This window comes from Paenibacillus sp. strain BS8-2 (genome assembly GCF_054483835.1).
In genome coordinates, this window is the sequence record NZ_CM137010.1 from 3,556,642 (window position 1) to 3,578,189 (window position 21,548).

General features: G+C 48.6%; 11 protein-coding genes and 1 pseudogene. 11 read left to right on the forward strand and 1 reads right to left on the reverse strand.

Annotated elements, in window-relative coordinates:
• Positions 1 to 43: 43 nt before the first annotated feature.
• From ACX1C1_RS15295 to ACX1C1_RS15340, 10 genes are all read left to right on the forward strand, one after another.
• Positions 44 to 4,894: a GH39 family glycosyl hydrolase gene (locus ACX1C1_RS15295; RefSeq protein ID WP_458953034.1), complete on the forward strand. Its 4,851-nt coding sequence runs from the start codon at positions 44 to 46 to the stop codon at positions 4,892 to 4,894.
• A gap of 84 nt (positions 4,895 to 4,978) precedes the next feature.
• Complete coding sequence (locus tag ACX1C1_RS15300) at positions 4,979 to 6,385, forward strand: sulfatase-like hydrolase/transferase (protein WP_458953035.1); 1,407 nt, start codon at positions 4,979 to 4,981, stop codon at positions 6,383 to 6,385.
• A 30-nt stretch (positions 6,386 to 6,415) separates the two neighbouring features.
• On the forward strand, positions 6,416 to 7,927 hold the full coding sequence (locus ACX1C1_RS15305) for a hypothetical protein (RefSeq protein ID WP_458953036.1): 1,512 nt from the start codon (positions 6,416 to 6,418) through the stop codon (positions 7,925 to 7,927).
• A 257-nt stretch (positions 7,928 to 8,184) separates the two neighbouring features.
• On the forward strand, positions 8,185 to 9,798 hold the full coding sequence (locus ACX1C1_RS15310; protein ID WP_458953037.1) for a Na/Pi cotransporter family protein: 1,614 nt from the start codon (positions 8,185 to 8,187) through the stop codon (positions 9,796 to 9,798).
• 289 nt (positions 9,799 to 10,087) lie between these two features.
• Positions 10,088 to 11,065: an ABC transporter permease gene (locus tag ACX1C1_RS15315; protein ID WP_458953038.1), complete on the forward strand. Its 978-nt coding sequence runs from the start codon at positions 10,088 to 10,090 to the stop codon at positions 11,063 to 11,065.
• 32 nt (positions 11,066 to 11,097) lie between these two features.
• Positions 11,098 to 11,994 (forward strand): carbohydrate ABC transporter permease, encoded by an 897-nt coding sequence (locus ACX1C1_RS15320; protein ID WP_458953039.1) that lies wholly within the window; start codon positions 11,098 to 11,100, stop codon positions 11,992 to 11,994.
• 79 nt (positions 11,995 to 12,073) lie between these two features.
• The gene (locus tag ACX1C1_RS15325) at positions 12,074 to 13,768 is read left to right on the forward strand and encodes an extracellular solute-binding protein (protein ID WP_458953040.1); all 1,695 of its coding nucleotides are present in this window, start codon (positions 12,074 to 12,076) and stop codon (positions 13,766 to 13,768) included.
• Positions 13,769 to 13,907: 139 nt separating this feature from the next.
• Positions 13,908 to 15,581, forward strand: a complete 1,674-nt coding sequence (locus tag ACX1C1_RS15330) for an extracellular solute-binding protein (protein WP_458953041.1) — start codon at positions 13,908 to 13,910, stop codon at positions 15,579 to 15,581.
• A 37-nt stretch (positions 15,582 to 15,618) separates the two neighbouring features.
• Positions 15,619 to 17,193 (forward strand): response regulator, encoded by a 1,575-nt coding sequence (locus tag ACX1C1_RS15335; protein ID WP_458953042.1) that lies wholly within the window; start codon positions 15,619 to 15,621, stop codon positions 17,191 to 17,193.
• Complete coding sequence (locus ACX1C1_RS15340; RefSeq protein ID WP_458953043.1) at positions 17,190 to 19,040, forward strand: cache domain-containing sensor histidine kinase; 1,851 nt, start codon at positions 17,190 to 17,192, stop codon at positions 19,038 to 19,040. Before ACX1C1_RS15335 ends, ACX1C1_RS15340 begins: the two co-directional genes overlap by 4 nt.
• A gap of 30 nt (positions 19,041 to 19,070) precedes the next feature.
• On the opposite strand, the pseudogene ACX1C1_RS15345 reads toward ACX1C1_RS15340, so the two are convergent.
• A pseudogene (locus ACX1C1_RS15345) lies at positions 19,071 to 20,627 on the reverse strand (catalase); the annotation flags it as partial.
• Between the two features lie 293 nt (positions 20,628 to 20,920).
• On the opposite strand from ACX1C1_RS15345, the gene ACX1C1_RS15350 reads away from it, so the two are divergent.
• On the forward strand, positions 20,921 to 21,532 hold the full coding sequence (locus tag ACX1C1_RS15350) for a tetratricopeptide repeat protein (RefSeq protein ID WP_458953044.1): 612 nt from the start codon (positions 20,921 to 20,923) through the stop codon (positions 21,530 to 21,532).
• Positions 21,533 to 21,548 lie beyond the last annotated feature (16 nt).

Genomic DNA, 21,548 nt, shown 5'->3' on the forward strand with positions numbered 1-21,548 from the left:
CCCATTGGGTCCGTATCGCTATGAACATCCAAAGGAGGAGTGAATGGTGACGAGAGGAACGTTGAAATTCAAGGTTATCCTAAGTGCGGTATTGAGCGCATGTATGCTTATGTCAACAAATTTAAGCGCTTTCGCAGAGCAAGTTGAGACCTTCGAAAATACGGATTTGGTTACAATTCAAGCAGATTATAACGAGGATGCCGGTATGCTTGATAAGGCCAAGCTGCTTAATGCATCGCAAGGTGGTTATCTGGCGCTCAAGAATGACAAGTGGATGACAGGGTTTTATGACCACTTCGAAGAAGCGGGTCTGCAGATGGTACGCTTCGGCCATTTGTTAAACGATCAATTCTATCATGCGGTGACCCGTGGGGAAAATGGTGCTCTTTCATTTGATTTCTCCAGGCTGGATGCGAATATATTGCCTTTGCTGGACAAGGGAATCAAACCATTTATGATCGTGTCTTATATGCCAAGCGCATTAATGAATAATGCCCCGGATAATCGTCAGCTTCCTCAAAATCTAGAGGAATGGGAGCAATGCGTAGAGGCATTGGTTCAGCATTACGCGGATTTAGGCCATACGGGCTGGTATTGGGAAGTATGGAACGAGCCCAACTATAAGGGCTTCTGGAATGATACGCCCGAAAATTATGTGACCTTGTATGAGCATACGGCCAATGCGGTGAAGGCGGCGGATCCAACCGCAAAGGTAGGCGGTTCCGGTGAAGCCTATGCGACGGGTCATGTACTGGATACATTGCTTACGCATTTGGGCCAGCATCCCGAGGTGCCAATGGATTTTGTCTCCTGGCATCATTATGGAACGGATTCCTTCGAGTCCGTTAACGTAATCAATGATCTGCTGGAAGAAAATAATCTTGGTGAGAAAGAGCTGCTTATTACGGAGTGGAACTTTACGACGGACATGGCCAGCGGTGCAGGCGGACTCGTCGATACCAATGCTGGAGCCGCTTACATGGCGAAACGAATGTACAACTCGCTTGAGTACACGGACCTGGACAAAATATTTTTCTTCACACCGGCAGAGGGCTGGAGCCCGAATGCTGTATTTAACGGCGATCTGGGACTTCTAACGATCAATAATCACAAGAAGGCTACCTATCACACGATGAAGATGTACAGCCAGCTAGAGAATGAGCTTGTAGCTGCCGATATTTCGGGTGAGCCGACAACGGACAAGGACACATATGCAATCGTGACGAAAGATGATGCAAGTGGAAAAGTGTCTATGATGGTATGGAATTACAACAATCGCGAAACAGAAGTAAACCTGAATCTGGATAACCTTCCTTATCTGGACGAAGGCAAACAATTTAAAGTGTCACAATATTTGATTGACGAAACGCATTCCAATTTTTACAAGGATATTCAGAGAGGCATCTATGGCGCTGAGCAAGGACCGACGGAAGAGCTTGCGCTGGTAAGCAGCTACATTGAGGCTTCGAGCCAAACCTGGTCCGAAGAACTGTATATGTCGCCTAATAGCGTCATTCAGTTGATTCTGGAGCCGACAGATCTCCCGCCTGTTAAGCAATTGCCGATTCCGATGGCTCCATTGCCAGCCGTGAATTTGGCTGCAGGCAAGAATGTAGTGTATAGCTCCTCGCAAGAAGGAGCAGGCTGGTCGGCTGGCCGAATTAATGATGGATCGCGTCACAGCTTCCCGGATGCGAATGAGGGTGGACCAAGCTTAGGCTGGAGAAGCTCGATTGCCGATCAGGCGGAGCAAGAAGAATGGGTAGGCATTGATTTGGGAGAGCAACAAACCTTCCATACGGTCAAGCTGTATCCCATTGACTATCGAGATCAGAAGGGAAAGGGCTTCCCTAATAGCTTTACGATTCAAGGCTCTAACAGTATGGAGGGACCTTGGGAGAATTTGTCCGTTCAGACTAATTTCAATAATGGACTGCCGGTAGAGGATGCCCAGACCTTCTCATTCGAGGAAGTAAGCTACCAATATGTGAGAGTGGTCGCAAATGAGCTTTCCATGCTGACGTCTACGACTGTGCCTTCAATCGGCAAATCAGTTACAGCTTCAAGCTCAGTAGAAAACTATGGCTGGTTCAAAAACGATGTGAATGATGGTGATTTGTTAGATAAAGGTTATCATTCGGCACTTGGCGTTAAGAATCAAAACACGCCTCAGTGGGTATCGATTGACCTGAGCAGCGTAGTAGGAATTGATGAGATCTTGATCCATCCAGCTGACAAACAAAGTAATGGCAATACGAGATTCCCTCCGCGCTTCAAGGTTGAAATCTCCGATACACCGGACTTTAGCAATTCGATCACAGTAATCGACAGTACGTATAGTGACTATCCTGCTCCTAATGGACAAGTGCTGACGTTGAATGTTGATGACGAGGGCAGGTATGTTCGTTTCTATGCTACAAAGCTGACGAATGTAGGCGGTACAGACTTCGGCTTCGCCTTAAAGGAGATTACGGTTCACTCCGCGGCGCCTGTTGGACAATACGGGCTGCAATTGAGCGAGATTGAAATTTATGGAGATGCAGGGACAGCTCCAACATCGCCAGCCCAATTGCAGGCAACGACTGCTGACAATCAGGTTTCTCTTATGTGGGAGGATCGCTCGGGCAACGAGGTTGGGTTTGAAGTGGAGAGAAAGCAGGTAGGCAAACATACCTGGACCGTACTTGGCAATGTTCCGGCTGGTACAACGTCTTATATAGACAGTGATTCGTTTGACAACAGATTGTATGAGTACAGAGTGAAGGCTTATAACCATTATGGATTATCGGATGGGGCTCTAACAGCGTATCCGCTATTCAAGAAGACGGTTGTCAAGCTGGCAAGCTATGGAAAAAGCGTGTCGGCATCCAGCTCTGTGGAGAGCTGGGGCTGGTCCAAGGACGGCCTTGTTGATGGGATTAAGACAGGGACCGGATATCACAGCAAGCAAGGCGTAACGGATCAGAATACAACACAATGGGCTGTCATAGATCTGGAGGAGCAAGAGGATGTTACCAAGATCATCATGTATCCGTCCAAAATCCAGGCCAATGGTCAGTACCGCTTCCCGGTTCGCTTCAGGATTGATGTTTCAAACGATCCTGAGTTCGGTACCTACACCACCGTTGTAGATCAATCCCAAGAGGATTATGTCGACCCTCAGGATCAGCCTGTTACATTCGATGTCCAAGGACAAGGCCGATATGTTCGCTTGTATTCGGATAAGCTCGCGCCGGTTCAAGACCAAGGCAAAACGGTTTATGTTCTGACCTTGGCCGAACTCGAGGTGTACAGCTCTACGCCGGGAGTAGACGGCATTGCCTTTACAGAGGAGGAGCAAAGCGTCGCGGTAGGGCAATCAGCACCTTTGCAGGTTCAGGTAACACCTGATTTTGCTGCCTATAAGGGCGTTACTTGGTCCTCGCAAGATGAATCCATTGCGGTTGTGACCACAGCGGTTTATGGAAGCAATGAAGCGCTGGTGCGTGGAGTAAAGGAGGGTACGACAACCATTACTGCCACGACAATTGACGGCGGCTATCAGGATGAAATCATCATTCATGTCACGGCTCCACCTACAATTCCAGATAATAACGGAGAGAGTGGCGGAACAGGAACGGGAACGGGAACGGGAACGGTGGTTGAAACGGAAGTTCGCGACGGCGTAGCAGATGTCTCGGCAATGGCGCAATTTAGCGAAGGCGAAGATGATGATGGAAATATCATGACGTACGCCAGCTTGAGTCAGCAACAGATTGATGCGCTATTGAAGCAGCCTGGTATTCAAGCTCTGGCTGTTGGATATGAGGGCAATTCCAATAACCTGTCATGGCAGCTTCCATTACAGTCTATTGAACAACTGCAGGCTGGCAACATCCGGCTTATGATATCGGTGGACAATGTACAATTGGAAGTTCCAAGTCAAGTATTAGATATGGCAATGCTCAAGAAACAGATTGGCGAGCTCAATGCGAATATGACAGTTACCTTGAAAGTAAGTGCGGTTGAGGCGGAGCAATCTGCCGAAATGACCGGAAAGCTGGGGAGTGATCAGAAGCCGATTGGCAGCGTTTGGTCCTTTGGCATAGAGGTGAATGCCGGTGGGGATCGCGTTCTGACAATCAGCGAATTTGGAGATGCTCAGGTGAAGGGCGTCATTGGCTACAATCCCGATGATATTCAGGACGTGGCAGATGCAAGGAAACTTAATGTGTACAAATATAATGAGCAATCAGGAGCTTGGGAGCCTAGACGAAGCGTATCCCTAACTTCGCAACATAGCGTCACCTTCTATACGAACACCTTCTCGTATTACACAATTGCCGAAACAAACCGCAGCTTTGAGGATGTTATCGGTCATTGGGGGCAGGAGGAGATCGAGCTGTTGGCCTCCAAGCATATCGTAAGCGGGATGTCCGAGCAATTGTTTATGCCGGAGGAGCAGCTGACACGTGCTCAGTTTGCACAGATGCTTGTTCAGGCCCTGGGCATCACCTTGCACACGCCAACCCATTCGTTTGCTGATGTGCCGACAGGCTCATGGTACGAGTATAGTGTGCGCACGGCAGCGGAAGCGGGTATCGTAACGGGCGTCGGTAACAACCGATTCGATCCCAATGCCCGAATTACCCGCGAGCAAATGGCTGTCATGTTAATGAGAGCTTATCGCTACCAAATGGACGAAGCTGCTACAAGTGGCTCTGGTGACATGAAAGTCGCATTCGATGATGATCAAGATATTCAAGATTGGGCAATAGAAGATGTCCTCACAACGGTTAAGCTTGGCTTGCTGAAGGGCATGAGCGCAACGGAGTTCAACCCTCAAGGCCTGGCAAGCCGTGCTCAGGCAGCGACCGCAGTCGTTCGCTTGCTGCAGCAAACAGAACAGCTTTAATATAGCGGAACCCACGTTCAACATCCATTGAACGTGGGTTCGCTTTACAATCATTTATATTTACGGACGAAGGAGACTTCATGCATGAAACGCAAACCTAATATCTTAATTATACAATCCGATCAGCATCGCTACGATTGTGGAGGCCCCAGCAAATCATATCCGGTGAAGACACCGCATCTGGATCAGCTTGCAGCGGAGGGAGCATGGTTCAATCAGGCCTATACGCCTATTCCTTTGTGTTGCCCGGCAAGACAAGCGTTTATCCATGGCAGAAGACCGGAGTCGTTCGGAGCGTTATGGAATTACGATCAAACCTTGCCGACTGGCGTATTGGACAAAGCTTCCTATGCATGGCCGCGTGAGCTGGCATCCTCAGGCTACAGTACAGCGTATCTGGGCAAGTGGCATGTGCATCCGACGGATGGACCTGATGCATTTGGGTATGAGCACGTCGTAACGGATGAGATGCATGCTACATACATTAACGAAAAATATGGTGAAATTCAGTATGATAACGGCTTTTTTGGCGAAGCCAGCCGTATTCCGCTTGAGGATACACATACGCATTACATGACCGGGCAAGCGTTAAACCTGATGGAAGGTCTCAGCCAAGAAGCGGGGCCTTGGCATTTGCGTATCGATTTCCATGCTCCTCACTTGCCATGTCATCCGGCTGAGCCGTTTGCATCCATGTATCAAGCCCAAGATACCGTAAAGTGGGGGAGCTTTGAGGACAAATTCGAGAACAAACCCTATATTCAAAGGCAGCAGCTTTATAATTGGGGGGTTGAACATTTTACATGGAGTGATTGGGAGCCGACAGTTGCAATGTACTACGGCTATATTTCGCAGGTCGATCATGCTGTGGGGCTTCTGCTGGACAAGCTTAAGCAGTTGAAGCTTGACGAGAATACTTTGGTTATTTATACATCCGATCACGGCGATATGTGCGGCGGGCACCGAATGATGGATAAACACTATGTTATGTATGATGATGTCGTCAAAGTGCCGTTAGTCATACGTTGGCCGGGACACATCCAAGCGGGTATTGAGATCAATGACTTTGTGTACAATTTGTTAGATCTGCCTCCAACTTTGCTGGATATTATTGAGGCCGATATTCCTGATTTCATGCATGGCAGATCATTAACCCCCTTATGGGACAAAGATGGGAAGGATATCGGTTGGCGAGACTCTATTATTTGTACGTATAATGGCCAGCAATTCGGCTTATTCGTGCAGCGTATGATCAGAAATGAGGAATGGAAATATGTATGGAATCCAACAGACGTGGATGAGCTGTACCATCTGAAGTCGGACCCGCATGAAATAAATAATCTAATTGATAAACCGGAGCATGCATCCATCGTAGCTGCATTGAGGCAGCGGCTATATAAAGAGCTGTCGGAGATGAAGGACGGTGCCGTTGCGGGCCCTTGGATGCAACATCAGCTGTTGAACGGCGCTAAAATCAATCGAAATGAATGAAAGTCAACATGAGAAAGGAGTTGCTCGCACATGAGTCATCCCAATCTGAAAGCCATTAAGCCGGCTGCTAAAGCAAGGATTGGACTTTATTGTATAGGCTTGCAAGCTTATTGGGAGCAGTTTGCAGGATTGAAAGAGCGATTGGAAGGGTACGGCGGTTATTTGCGGGATCGACTTTCCGAGGAGTGTGAGGTTTTTTATTATGGCCTCGTCGATACGGAATATGAGGGGAGGAAAGCAGGAGAGTGGTTTAATCGACATAATGTGGACTTGATTTTCTGCCATTCCGCCACCTATTCGACAAGCTCAACCGTCCTTCCCGTGCATCAAATTTGCAAAGCGCCTGTCGTTGTATTGAATCTTCAGCCTGCGTTGCAAATCAATTATAGCGATACAACGACTGGCGAATGGCTGGCACACTGCGGCGCATGTCCTGTTCCTGAAATTTCCAATGCATTCAACCGAGCCGGGATACCCTTCCGAGTCATTAATGGACTGCTTGGATTACAGCAAACGCCAACCATTTCGTTGACCGATGAAGTGACGATCGATCGGCCGGAAGCCATTAGAGCATGGAATGAAATGAAAGAGTGGATAGGAGCCGCTGCAGTGAAACGCAACCTGACGTATAGTCGATTCGGCTTCCTCGGCAACACGTACAGCGGCATGCTGGATATGTACAGCGACTTGACAATGGTTCAAGCAGAGCTCGGCTTACATGTGGAAGTGCTGGAGATGTGTGACTTAGATAGCCGGATGAAGCGGATATCGGCAGCAGATATTCAGGACAAGCATAAACAGGTTGACGAGATGTTTGCAATAAGCGGCGATTCCGCTTCCGATCCGATTGCGCGAAAACCGACTGATGAGCAATTGGATTGGGCCTGTAGAGTAGCTGCGGCACAACAATTGCTGGTCGAGGAATTGGATTTGGATGCGCTGGCCTATTATTACCACGGCTCCCCCTCAGGAGAATATGAGAAGCTGCAAGGCGGAACGATTGTTGGACATTCCTTACTGACGGCTCGCGGAATACCTTGTGCCGGAGAAGGAGATCTCAAGACAGCAATAGCGATGAAAATATGCGACCTTCTGAATACCGGGGGCAGCTTCTGCGAAATTGTTGTCACGGATTATGTGTTGGGCACTATATTACTGGGGCATGATGGACCGTTTCATATTGCCATCTCGGAGGGGAAGCCGGTGCTTCGAGGGATGGGGCTGTATCATGGCAAGCAAGGAACCGGAGTTTCTGTGGAAGCCAAGGTCATGCATGGACCTGTTACGACGCTCAATGTGACACAAACTTGCGGAGGAAAGCTGAAGTTTATTATAAGTGAAGGCGAGGCTATCAGCGGTCCCATTATGCAGATTGGCAACACACAAACACATGTGAAATTCAACAAGCATCCGGACGAATATATGACTTCATGGTTTGCGGAAGCGCCTACGCATCATTGTGCAATGGCTGTTGGACATCAAGCCTCCTTGTTTAAGAAAGTAGGAGAGTTGCTGCAGGTTGAAACGGTTGTATTGCAGTAGATTGATTAACATTAGAACGTAATGACGATTCCGGTAGACAAATGCTGAGTAGATAGATGTTGAAGACGACTAGCCTTATAAAAAGATTGTGTCAATCCACTAGCAATTATGCTGATAAGTCAGACGCTCCCTGCGAAAACCCCGGATATTTTCGCCGAATCGACAAATATTGAGGATATGTAAATCCGATTTTATCCACTATAATGATATGGAGATTTATGATAGAAAACACTCGTGTGTCGGGAGGACTCAAAAAAGTGGATTGGCAGGAGATTTTGTTTAAGTTCGTCGGTGGACTCGGCATCTTCTTGTTCGGCATCAAATATATGTCGGACGGGCTGCAAAAGACAGCAGGCGACAAAATGAGGGGATTGCTCGAGAAATATACGTCGAATCCGCTGCTCGGAGTTCTGGCGGGCATCGTGGTCACGATTCTGATCCAGTCGTCTTCGGGTACGACCGTACTTGCGATCGGTCTCATTCATGCGGGTCTGATGAAGCTAAGGCAGGGAATCGGTGTCATTATGGGCGCCAACATCGGAACGACGATGACGGCGTTTATCGTGGGTATCAAGATTGAAGAGTATTCGTTGCCGATCATTGCCATCGGCGCATTCCTGCTGTTCTTTATCAATAAGAAAAAAGTACAGTATATCGGGCAAATTATTTTCGGTTTTGGTGCCTTATTCCTCGGATTGTCCACGATGAGCGGGGGCGTGAAGCCGCTTAGAACGCTGCCGGAGTTCACGAATTTTATCATCGACCTGTCGCATAGCCCCGTTCTCGGTGTTATCGTGGGCACGGTGTTCACGATGATCGTCCAAAGCTCCAGTGCGACGATCGGCATCCTTCAGACGATCGCGGATGAAGGCATGATTACGCTTAGAGGCGCGCTGCCGGTGCTGTTCGGCGATAATATCGGCACAACGGTCACGGCCGTGCTCGCGTCGATCGGCGCAAGCGTCGCCGCGAAGCGGGCTGCGCTTGTCCATGTTATCTTCAACGTGCTGGGTACGATCTTGTTTACTTCGCTCGTCGGAGTTGTGTACCATGTTGTGATGTGGCTTGGCGAAGACGTAAATATTCGGATGCAGATCGCGTACGCTCACGGCCTCTTCAATGTAACCAATACGTTGATCTTCCTTCCTTTTGTTGGCGTACTCGCTTGGATCGTCACAAAGCTGGTGCCGATGAAGGAGCAAGAGCTGGAATTTGGACCGAAGTTTCTGGACCAGCGCATGCTTGCAACACCTTCGGTTGCGCTTGGACAAGCCCAGCATGAGATTGTGCGTATGGGCAACTACGCCCGCGAAACACTGAATGATGCAACGGCGTTTTTCTTTAAACGGGAGCCCAAAGCGGCTAATCTCGCTTTGCAGAAGGAACAGCTGGTTAACGATCTGGAGCGCAAAATTACGGATTACATGGTTAAGATTCATCAGAACGGCCTCCCAGCAGGAGAGTCGGAGAAAGCTTCCGGCCTTATGCACACGATCAACGATATCGAACGAATTGGCGACCATGCTGAGAACATCGTGGAGCTGACGGAATTCAGCATTAATAACAATGTGGAGTTCTCCGCCGATGCGGAACGGGATCTGAAGGCAATGCTGGAGATGACGGACCGCACGGTAGCCAAAGCGATCTACGCTCTAGAGCATAGCGACAAGGAAGCTGCGGATGAGGTGCTGGCCGGCGAGGCGGAGCTGGACCGGATGGAAGAGGAATACCGGAAGGCGCATATTAACCGTCTGAACCAGAATCTCTGCACCGGCAACTCCGGAGCTATCTATCTGGACATTTTGAGCAACTTGGAGAGAATCGGCGACCATAGCAAGAATATTGCGGAGCATGTTCTGAAGACAGAATAAGACAGAATAAGCAAGAGGTACAGCCCCTTCCGATCATGGAGGTGGCTGTACCTTTTTTCGTTATAATGAAAGGCAAAGTACAACCCCGTAAGAAGACATCGTACCCGGATTATGGGGATGAATGTCTTCTTTTTTTTGATATTCATCATAATTGTCACAGCACATGGATTCGTATCAATTGTCAATCGTAAGTGCATGGCGAAGTATAACATTTCGATATTCTGTTATATCGTTCACTTCCCGAGAACCGGCTAAAATGTAATCAAACGACAACAATGGGAGGTTGAGCATGCAGCAAGCGAATGCAGGACGGTCGCTGGGACAGGCGCCCGCGAAGCAACTCCGTCCGAAACATAATGCGTTCAAGCGTTTCCTCATGCAGTGGCAAGTACAGCTTATGGTCATTCCGGGAGTGCTGCTCGTATTCGTATTCTCGTATCTGCCGATGTATGGAGTGCTGACTGCGTTCATGAATTACGACCTGTTCACAGGCTCGCGTATTTGGGAGAACGAATGGGTAGGTTTCAAACATTTTGAGATGTTTTTTAACGCTCCGGAGTTCGATCGGTTAATACGTAACACCATCATCATCAGCTTGTTGAAATTTATCGTAGGCTTCCCTGCGCCGATCATACTGGCGCTGCTGCTGAACGAGGTGCGGCACATGGTATTCAAACGTATCATTCAGTCCGTGACTTATTTGCCTTACTTCTTGTCTTGGGCCATCGTGGCAGGGATGACTATGGCGATGTTGTCTACTGAAAATGGAAGCGTGAACATGCTGCTGCAAGGTTTAGGACTGATCGATGAGCCGATCAACTATCTCTCTGAGAAAAAGTATTTCTGGACGATCCTGGTTACGAGCAATGTCTGGAAGGATATCGGCTTCAACTCCATTGTGTATTTGGCTGCAATCGCAAGTATTGACCCTCATCTGTACGAGGCCGCAGATATTGACGGTGCGAGCAAATTCAAACAAATCTATCTGATTACGCTTCCTTCGATCATGCCGGTCGTCATTCTGTTTATGATCCTGGCCATCGGCAATCTGTTGAATGCGGGTTTCGAAGATATCTTGCTCCTGGCCACAAACCCGGTGCTGCGTCCGGTATCCGATGTCATTGATGTTTATGTTTACCGTATGGGTCTTGGCACACACCGCTACTCCTATGGAGTCGCTGTCGGATTGTTTAAGGCGCTCATCGGCATCATGCTGCTGACCATAGCCAATTATGTGGCGAGAAGATCCGGCAACAGTCTCTGGTAGAAGTCATGTAACAGAAGGGAGGCAAGCTGACTTTGAAACGTATCAGCCCAAACGATCGCATCATGATCGTATTGATTTATTCAGCATTAATTCTGCTCGGCTTCACCTCGTTATATCCATTCTGGAATTCAATTGTCGTTTCATTGAACGTCGGAGTCGACACTGCGAAGGGCGGTATAACCTTCTGGCCGAGGGAGTTTACCTTGGAAAATTACAAAATCATCTTAAGCGACAGCAAGCTGCTTGACGGTTTTATGGTTTCGGTCAGTAGGACAATTGTGGGTACGCTTAGTGCGATATTTATGACCTCCATGCTCGCATATGGCATGTCGAAGCGTGGATTAGTTGGGCGAAATTTCTATATGGTGTTCTTCGTCTTTACGATGTATTTTGGCGGCGGTCTTATTCCCACATACCTATTGATTCGGTCTCTCGGCATGATGGACACATTTGCGGTATTTATTATCCCGGCACTGATTAGCGTCTGGAATATGATCGTATTCAGCACATTTTTCCGAGCGTTGCCAGCAGGCTTGGAAGAATCTGCGCAGATTGACGGCTGCGGTGTGTGGGGCACGTTCTTCCGAATTGTATTGCCGTTGTCTGGTCCCATTATCGCAACACTGTCATTGTTCACAGCGGTTGCGCATTGGAACGACTGGTTTCTGCCGAGCATCTATATTACATCGCAAGAATTAACTCCGATTCAGACGATTCTGCGAACGACATTAAATGCCAACATTGTGTCCGAGCAGTCTTCTGTTATCGACTCGGGTGCGGAAGCGTTTATTGAGAGCAGGAAAAATATCACGTCAAAATCACTCACAATGGCGATGATGGTTGTTATTACACTGCCTATCGTGATGGTGTATCCGTTTCTTCAGAAGTATTTCGTAAAAGGCGTTATGATCGGTTCCCTGAAAGAATAGGGAGCACATCCACTTGGTTTGGGGCGGGGTATCCCGCTTTGGACATATAATTCTCGGTAGAGAGGGGTACAAACGAACGATGAAGATGACAAAAAAGACATTGATGACGTCTACGGCAGCTATACTGGTGCTGACGACCGTTCTGGCAGGCTGCAGCGGCAGCAACAACGGCAATAATAACGTCAAGCCGACATCAAACGCCGGAACGAATGCAAAAGGTGAAAACAACAATGCTGGCAAGGAGGGCGCTGATTCGAGTAAGTGGGTACTAGGCGAGAAGCCGCTTACGTTCTCCGCATACTCGCATTATCCAAATTCGGATTTTCCAGAATGGACAGGTACGCCTGTCGGAAAGTGGTTAAGCGAGAACAAGCAAGTGAATCTGGAGATGGTCAAAGCAGGCTCTGCTCATACACAGAAGCTGGCTTCTCTGATCGCGGCAGACGACTTGCCTGACCTGATCTGGACAGATCGCAATCATCCCGATCTCGAGAGGCTGCGTGAAGCAGGCAAGTTAGTTGCCTTCGATGATTATTTGGATAAATATCCGAACCTGAAAACGTGGATGGGTGAAGATCTTAATCTTCTTCGCCACGATGATGGCAAGCTGTATATGTTCCCGAACTGGTATTCCGCAAGACCGTTCGGCAATGCTGGATATGTTGTGAACAAGAAGATCTATGAGGAGCTTGGTTCACCGCCGCTTGAGACAACCGATGATCTCTACGCGTATTTGGTCAAGGTCAAAGAAAAGCATGGAGATTCGATTATTCCGTTCGAGCCCCACCGCGCTCAGGATTCGCAAGGACTTGGTGTTCTCTATACAGCATTCGGTGAAGGTGCGCTTTATTCGTTCTTGAACCGTAATGTGCTTGGTGTACCGCAAGGCGACAAGATGGTCTCCATTTTTGAGGATCCAGTATTCCGTGAAGCACAGAAGTATATAGCGAAGTTATTCCGTGAAAAGCTGATTTCGCAGGATGCCTTCAATCAAACCGAAGATCAGGTCAAGGAGAAGGTAATGACCGGCAGGGTAGCCGTATTCGCCGGCTCAAGCCCGACAACGTTTGCTGGCGATGCGCATGCCGAATTGGTGAAGGAAGATCCGAACGCTGGTTACTTCATGATCAAGCCGATTCATAAGCCTGGGCTTGACCCGAATAAAATTTTCCCAGGAACATACACAAGCTTTGGCTGGAACGCAGCCTATATTACGACAGCAGCGAAGGATCCGGAAGCGATCTTTGCATTCCTTGATTGGTACACAGGACCTGAGGGGATGAACCTCCAATTCTTTGGACCAGAAGGTTTGTATTGGGATGGATTTGATGCCGAGGGTCAGCCGATCTTTACGGATGCGTACGACCAAAAGAAGATACAAGAAATCCAGTCTGAAAATGAACCGCTTATGCTAGTAGGCAATACGAGTTACATCGATCCTGCGAAATACAAATATATGGAGAAATTGCCATTTGAAGAGCAGGATTGGCGTACGAAATACCAGATGACGATCACATGGCCGTCGCAAGCGAATGCGACTGAATTTATTAATCTTAATCCTAGTCCAGAATCTGAAGAGGGTATCATCAGGACATCCGTTGACGAGTTATTCCTCGAAGTTTATGCAAATTCCGTCAATGCGAAGAGTGACGAGGAAGTCGATAAAATACTCGATAAAGGCAATGCCGATATGATGGCAATTGGATATGACAAGCTCCTGAAATGGCGCACAGTGAAATGGCAGGAAAATGTAAAACGTATGAAAGGTGAATAAACGTTTACCACAAATTCCCAAGGAGCAATGCTCCTTGGGATCCTGCGCGTTTGTGAAAAAGCATCTTATTCTATCATGTATTTTCTGGTATTATTAGTTCATTATGTATTGGGTTAATCTGGAAGGAAGAGGGATTCCTGTGCGAACGAAAGGTAATGGCATTCTGCGATTGAGCGGAATCGTAATACTTGCATGGATGTTGTCTGGATGCAGCGGAGGAGCAAGCAACAACTTTGCTATTGTGGTCGAAGAGAGCAGCAAACCGTTGGCGTTTAAACCGTTCGAAGAAAACGGAGAGCTGTTTGAGCTGGGCAAAGAACCGCTGCATCTAACCTTTTACGGTCATTATGGGTATTATACAATGCCGGCCTGGGGGGGAGATCCGTCCTCCAGATGGATCCGGGATGAGCTGAATGTTCACATCAGAGGCATCAGTGCAGAGGGGAATGGCAAGCTGATGCTGCAGAAGCTGGTGGCAGGCGGTGTTCTGCCAGATATGGTATGGGGAGATCGGGATTCCGATCTGGATCGTCTAAGAGAAGCTGGGCTGCTAGTCCCGCTGGATGATTATATTGACAAGTACCCGAATCTGAAGAAGTGGGCAGACCCGAAAATATTGAAGATGCTACGCTCAGAGGATGGTCATATCTATTACTTTCCCAACTATTATACGAACAAGCCCTATGGCAACGCTGGTTACGTGGTGAACAAACGAATATATAACGAGTTGGGCTCACCTAAGCTGGAGACGACGGATGACCTGTATCGCTATTTGACTATGGTCAAAAAAAGCTATCCTGATGTTGTTCCGTTCGAAACGGGGCTGGCGACCGAGGGACATGGTATCGATCAGCTTTTCTCTGCATTCAAGGAAGACAACTTCAGCTTTACTCGGTACTTTGCCGTGACAGAGGGTGAGCGGATGAGTTCGATCTATAAGGATCCGGGTTTTCGCGAATCCGTACAGTTCGTAGCAAAGCTGATGCGGGAAGGACTCATGACACAGGATGCTTTGCAGCAAACAGAATTCCAGGTGAGCGAGAAGCTGATGGCGGGCAAAGTCGCGATATACGCAAGCGCCGATCCGATGCGAATGGTCATGACTGCGGATGCCGAGCTGTCGAAGCAGGATGAACAGAATGGTTATTTCTTTATTAACCCGATCTACAAAAAAGGGCTTGATCCAACACGAATCTATCCGGGAACCTACAACCTGCTAGGCTGGAATGCAACCGCCATCACGACGAGCGCTGCTAATCCCGAAGCCGTGTTCGCCTTGCTTGATTGGATGACAGGCCCGGAAGGCTCTGCTGTGCAAATGTGGGGTCCTCCTGGCGAAGACGGCTATTGGAATGGATTCAAGGCGGATGGCATGACACCGGCATTTACAGACAAATACAGCTTGGATCCGAGAGGGCTTGCAGAAATACAAGCCATCTCCGGCGATATGATTTGGGTAGGCAATACGGTATATCTGGATAAGATCAAAAGCGAATACGAGGCGACGCTGCCTGAAGAGAAGCGGAGCTGGGCGACATATTGGCAGCAACATATAACATGGGATTCACAAGGTGACGCTACACCCTTCATCAAGATTATTCCTCCAGCATTCTCGCCGGAAGGGAAAATTTATTTGAAGCTCAAAGAAATCTGGCTGCATACTCGGGCAGCTACAATGTTCGGTCAATCCGACGAGGAGGTGCTGAACATGCTGGATCAGGCACATGAGGCGTCTATGCAGGTTGGCTTCGAATCTTATTTGGATTACATCACAGGGAGATGGCAAGAAAATATTCAGAAGCTTAATCTTTGATGATGACGGCAGGAATAGAGCGGAGGGTAATGTTGTCATGTACAATGTACTGCTGGTTGATGACGAGGAGCTGGATTTGGAAGGAATGAAACAATTTATTCCGTGGTCAGAGCTTGATATGGTCGTGAAGGGCGGCGTTAATAATGCGTTGTCGGCCTGCGAATTGCTGGAGACGCAGGAGATCGATATATTGGTTAGCGACGTCAATATGCCATACATGTCTGGCTTAGAGCTGGCTAGGATTGCCTTGCAGCGCAGGCCTAATATACGAATTATCTTTGTCAGCGGTTATCAGGAATTTAGTTATGTGCAGCAAGCGTTGTCGCTCAAAGCTTATAGCTATGTGCTGAAGCCTATGGACGATAGCGAGCTGGTTGCTTCTCTGATGAAGGTCAAACGTGATTTGGATGATGAACGGAAGATGCGGGAAGTGGAGGAAGCGTACAAACATCTCATCCCGATCGCCAAAAGCGATTTGCTGATCCGGTTGTTCGAGGGAGAAGCGGCGAGTCTAAAGGAATATGGCGGCAAGCTGCCGGTCTCACAGGATTTGGAGCAGCTAAAGTGGCCGGCTCGCGTTGCGGTGATGGAGCTTGATGCAGGCGGAGCGCTTGGAAGTGATAGCACACTGCTGGAGATGTCCCGTATGTTCGTGCGGCAGCTGCATGACGGGATAGGCGCAATAGGCTCGCATATTCCCTATTGCCGCATGGACGCCAAACGGATCGCATTGATTGTGGAGGAGCAAAGGCTGGGAGAAGAGCTCAAGCAGCTGCAGCTTGTTGCCAGCAAGGGTTTGAATTTGAGCATTACTACAGGATTAGGCACAGCGGTGGATGGAGCAGAAGGTCTGGCTCTGTCTTACAAGCAGGCAGTTGAAGCGGTTGAGGGCAAGATGTTTCTTGGCAAGGGGATTACAATTAAGTTTGAGGAAGCGCAGTCGAAGCCGGAGATGATGGATGCCAGGGAGCTGGATATCCGAATGGCGGCTCTGCTGCAGGCGATGTCGGATTATAATCTTGTGCTTCTTCATGATGAATGTGACAATCTGTTTCGGTCGATCGCTTCCCTTCGTTCGAAGTGCACAGTTCAGAACGTAAGCGGGTACATCATCTGGAAGCTGGACAACTACTTGAATGCTCGCAACGAAAATCTGTTTGAGCTATTAGGCATCGAGTTGAACAATCTCGATATTCTGATGCAAATGGATACGATTACGGACATCCGTGCTTGGCTAATTCGCCGGCTGTATGAATTGTCTGAACGGCTTCATGAGAAGGCTTCGTCGAAGGATGGCAGGTTCATTCGAAATGTGATGGCGACGATGAAGGAGCGGATGGGGGAAAATATTACGCTGAAGGATATTGCGCTGCATTTCTCCTTCTCGCCAAGTTATCTTGGTTTCCTTATTAAGGAGAAGTCTGGACAGACCTTTAACGAGCTGCTCGTCCAGCTGCGGATGGAAAGAGCCTGCGAGCTTCTCAAGCAGCCAAAGCTGAAAATATATGAAGTGTCCGATCAGGTTGGCTACCGCTATTTGCCTTACTTCAGCAGACAATTCAAAGAGAAATTCGGTATGACACCGATGGAATACAGGAAGAACATCCTGTGAATCGACTCGAACGGCGGCGAGAGCTGCGAACCCGGTATTTGCCTATTGGCTACAAGCTGATGTTATCGTATCTTATTTTTATTATTTTCCTGGTGACCATCAACGGGTATGTTTCGCATTCCATGTACGAAGCCTCGATGAGGAAGCAGACGAGGTCGAACATTCAAGCGACGGTTGTCCAGATCCGTGACAACATCGCCTACAAGACTGGGGACATGCTTCGAATATCCGGCACTTTATATGATGATTATACGTTTGTTCAGCAGTTAAAGGCGGATTTGACGGGATCAGAGAACTACACACGGATGACCAATATTATACTGCCAAAGCTTGATATTGCGGCTAAGTCGATCGGGATTCAATTAAGGTTGACCGTGTATGTGCACAATCAATCGATTAACGAACGTTATGAGAATCGGATCGGGTTGGAGGACTATAACGAGCAGACATTCGATATTTATCATCTTGATCGAATCGCCCATCAGACGTGGTACAAGACTTTTCCGAAAGAGGTGTATCGGGAGACCATGAGTTGGGGGCAGGTCGAGGATGATTTTCGTGATAATCGAATTTCGATGATACGTCGGATCGTAGATATGAGTGACCTGCTTGAGGTGAAGGAAGTGGGTATGATGCGCTTCAGCGTCCCCAAGTCGGAGCTGTTCGAGAGTGTTGTAGAATCGAAGCTAGGCGAAGGGAGTTACATCGCGGTTAAGGATGCCGATGGCCATATCATCTATGATTCGGGCGAACGGATGGATCATCTTCCGTTCGAGGCATCCTCCACAAGCGACTCCAGCTCATATGCATCAGAGAAGACAGAGGACGAGGGTGCATACATCAGAATAAACGAACAGATGCTCCAGCAGAACTGGTCGATTGAGGCACTAGTGCCGCTTACGATTATCGAACGGGAGGCCGAGCGGGTTCGTGCCTATATCATTGGAATTTGTGTGATTTGTTTCGTTCTTTTCACATTTGCAGGTGTATTTATCTCTCGATATTTCTCCAAACGGATCGGAAAGTTTGTGTCGGTCCTTCATGCGTTCCGCGAAGGAGATCTCCACAAGCGAATCTCTTATAAAGGGCAAGATGAATTCTCGCAGATTGCAACGGCGCTTAATGAAATGGGAGAGGACATAGAGGCGCTGATCAACAAGGTGTATTTAACTCAACTACAGAAGAAGGAAGCGGAGCTCGAGATGCTGCAGACGCAAATCAATCCCCACTTTCTGTACAACACATTATCGTCGATTAATCGCCTGGCCAAGTTCGGCGAGAACGACAAGCTGCAGCGGATGGTCGTCCAGTTAGGCAAATTTTATCGGCTCACACTCAATTCAGGCAAGTCGTTAATTCCGGTTGCCTCTGAGATCGAACAGACGGAGGCGTATATTGACATTCAGAAAGTGAAATACAGTACGCGACTAGAAGTCATGATCGATGTTGATACGGCTGTCTGGCCTTATGAGACGATGAAATTGATCGTGCAGCCCTTTGTGGAAAATGCGCTTAAACACGCTTGGAGCGGCGACCGAATCGCTATCCGGATTGCCGTATCGCTTGAACAGGATGACATCGTATACCGGATCGTAGATGACGGGATGGGCGTTACTCATGAACGATTGGCGGAGATTGTTTCGATGAAGGCGGATGGAGAGACGGGAATTGGCATACGCAACATCCATCAACGTATTCAGCTGCAATATGGAGAGCAATATGGCGTATCCTTCTTCAGCCGCTTGGGCATCGGCACGACGATACTTATCCGTATCCCGGCAAGGAAACGAAAGATTGCGACAGCATGTTTAGGAGCCGAACGGATCCATGATCCGAGCGGCTCCTAAACTAACTGATCACAGAATCAGCTGTTCTCGTCAATATCCGTCCGTTGATTGCCCAAGCTCGTCCGCGAACTCCATGCCTTCATTGGCGGGGAACGTGCCGATATGATCGCTGCTCTTGCTCATCGCCTTCAGACCTTCGGCAACTCTTCTGCCATAGTCGGCATCTGCTTCGGTAAAGTAGCCGATCATCGTCTCGCGAATGAAATCGGTGCAGGTACTGAGCGCATCCACAAGATTGGAGATAAGCTCGTCTCGCTCCCAGACTTCGAACTTGCGATACGTATCTCCAGCTTGTGCGAAGTTATTCTCGCGCTCAATTGTCTGCCTGGTTAATTTCGCATTGTATTCGGGCTCGTGGGGAGCGCCAGGGCGATCGGCTTCTGTCAGCCCGCCTAGTGAAGAAGGCTCATAGTTGATATGCGGATTCTGTCCTGGCGCGATATCGACGTAGAACGCCATCTGACCGTCGCGCTGATTCGTGGCGACATGTTTTTTGGGCGCATTGATCGGGAGCTGCAAGTAATTGCTGCCTACACGATAACGCTGCGTATCCGAATAGGAGAAAATCCGGCCCTGCAGCATCTTGTCATCCGAGAAGTCGAGACCGTCGACGAGCACGCCGGTTCCGAACGCTGCTTGCTCCACCTCTGCGAAGTAGTTGAGCGGATTGCAGTCGAGCACCATCTTGCCGACAGGCAGCATCGGGAATTGCTCCGGCGGCCATAGCTTCGTATCGTCTAACGGGTCGAAGTCAAGCTCTGGATGTTCTCCATCGCTCATCCATTGGACCTGCAGCTCCCACTCGGGATAGTCCCCGCGCTCGATCGCCTCATATAGATCCTGCGTTGCATGATTGAAGTTTTTGGCTTGCAGCTGCTCTGCTTCCTGTTGCGTCAGGTTGCGAATGCCTTGCTTGAGCGGCTCCCAATGGTATTTTACAAGAACGGCCTTGCCATCTGCGTTGACCCACTTGTATGTATTGACACCTGAACCTTGCATTTGTCTGTAGTTGGCAGGAATGCCCCAAGGCGAGAATAGGAAGGTGATCATATGTGTCGCTTCAGGCGTTTGGGAGACAAAGTCGAAGAAACGTTTCATGCTTTGAACATTCGTAACCGGATCCGGCTTGAAGGCATGCACCATGTCCGGAAACTTCATCGCATCGCGGATGAAAAAGATCTTTAAGTTATTGCCGACCAAATCCCAGTTGCCGTCCTCCGTATAAAATTTGGTGGCGAAGCCGCGCGGATCGCGAAGCGTCTCGGGCGAATGTCCGCCATGGATGACGGACGAGAAACGGACAAATACAGGTGTACGTTTCCCTGCCTCTTGGAACAGCTTCGCGCGCGTATAGTTGGCGATCGGCTCGTCGCCGAGCTTGCCGTATGCCTCAAAGTGGCCATGAGCTCCCGCCCCTCTGCCGTGCACGACGCGCTCGGGAACCCGCTCTCGGTCAAAGTGGGATATTTTCTCAATAAAATGATAGTTTTCGAGTGTGGATGGTCCTCTGCTTCCGATGGTTCGAATGTTCTGATTGTCTGTAATGGGATGCCCTTGCCGGTTGGTGAGTGTTCTTTCTGTTTCATCAGGCGCGAGGACGTCTTCACGCCCCACCGTTCCTGGATGCTTATCGTCCTTGTTCATCTTGCAGTCATCCTCCTGAATCAAGTGTAAATTCATGTGTAGTATGGAACGGAGGATACCAGAATATACAAATGAATAGCTTGAAACCAATGAACTTTCCACAACAGAAATCCCTAAAATGTGGTATGATGTAACGAGATTTATCGGAAAATAAGTGTATGAATTCGGGGGTGTGAATCCTGTTTAAATTCACATTTTTATTCATTTGGTTGTCCTGGTTATTAGGCAGCCCAATTGTGGCCGTTATCGTCCTCCTTGTTATCCTGTATCTGATTGATCGTAGATTCGTCGGTTTATCTCCAAGCTTGATGGGGATGTTCAAACGGAATTCAAGGATTCGCAAGCTGAAGAGTATCATCGTCTCATCGCCTAATGATGTATCCGCCAAGCAAGAGCTTGCCAGGCTGCTGATCGAGAAAAGGAAGTTCGGAGAGGCGCTTAGATTGCTTGAACCGCTGGGACGTGTTCTTGAAGAATCCGCTGAATATTGGGATGATCTAGGGCGAGCATTAGTAGCCGAGGGGCGTGTTCCCGAAGGGGAGATAGCCATGCTGCGGGCACTCAAAATCAATCCTCGCGTGAAGTACGGAGCTTCGTATCTGAGACTTGCGGCTATGTATGCAAGCGATAACCAAGAGCTCGCTTTAACGTATTTAAGATCATTCCAGGACATTCATTCTTCATCCTGCGAATCCTACTACCGGTTAGTCGAAATCTATAAGCGGATGGGCAAGGAAGCCGATGCGAAGGATGCGGCTGAGGAAGGTCTGCGCGTATACCGAACGTTACCCAAATATAGGAAACGATCAGAGCGCAGATGGGCCTTGAGGTTATTATTCAAAAAATAAGGTAAGGGGCAAGATG

Coding starts and splice junctions, on each gene's coding strand:
- ACX1C1_RS15295 (WP_458953034.1), top strand. CDS start 44: ATGGTGACGAGAGGAACGTTGAAATTCAAGGTTATCCTAAGTGCGGTA.
- ACX1C1_RS15300 (WP_458953035.1), top strand. CDS start 4,979: ATGAAACGCAAACCTAATATCTTAATTATACAATCCGATCAGCATCGC.
- ACX1C1_RS15305 (WP_458953036.1), top strand. CDS start 6,416: ATGAGTCATCCCAATCTGAAAGCCATTAAGCCGGCTGCTAAAGCAAGG.
- ACX1C1_RS15315 (WP_458953038.1), top strand. CDS start 10,088: ATGCAGCAAGCGAATGCAGGACGGTCGCTGGGACAGGCGCCCGCGAAG.
- ACX1C1_RS15325 (WP_458953040.1), top strand. CDS start 12,074: ATGAAGATGACAAAAAAGACATTGATGACGTCTACGGCAGCTATACTG.
- ACX1C1_RS15335 (WP_458953042.1), top strand. CDS start 15,619: ATGTACAATGTACTGCTGGTTGATGACGAGGAGCTGGATTTGGAAGGA.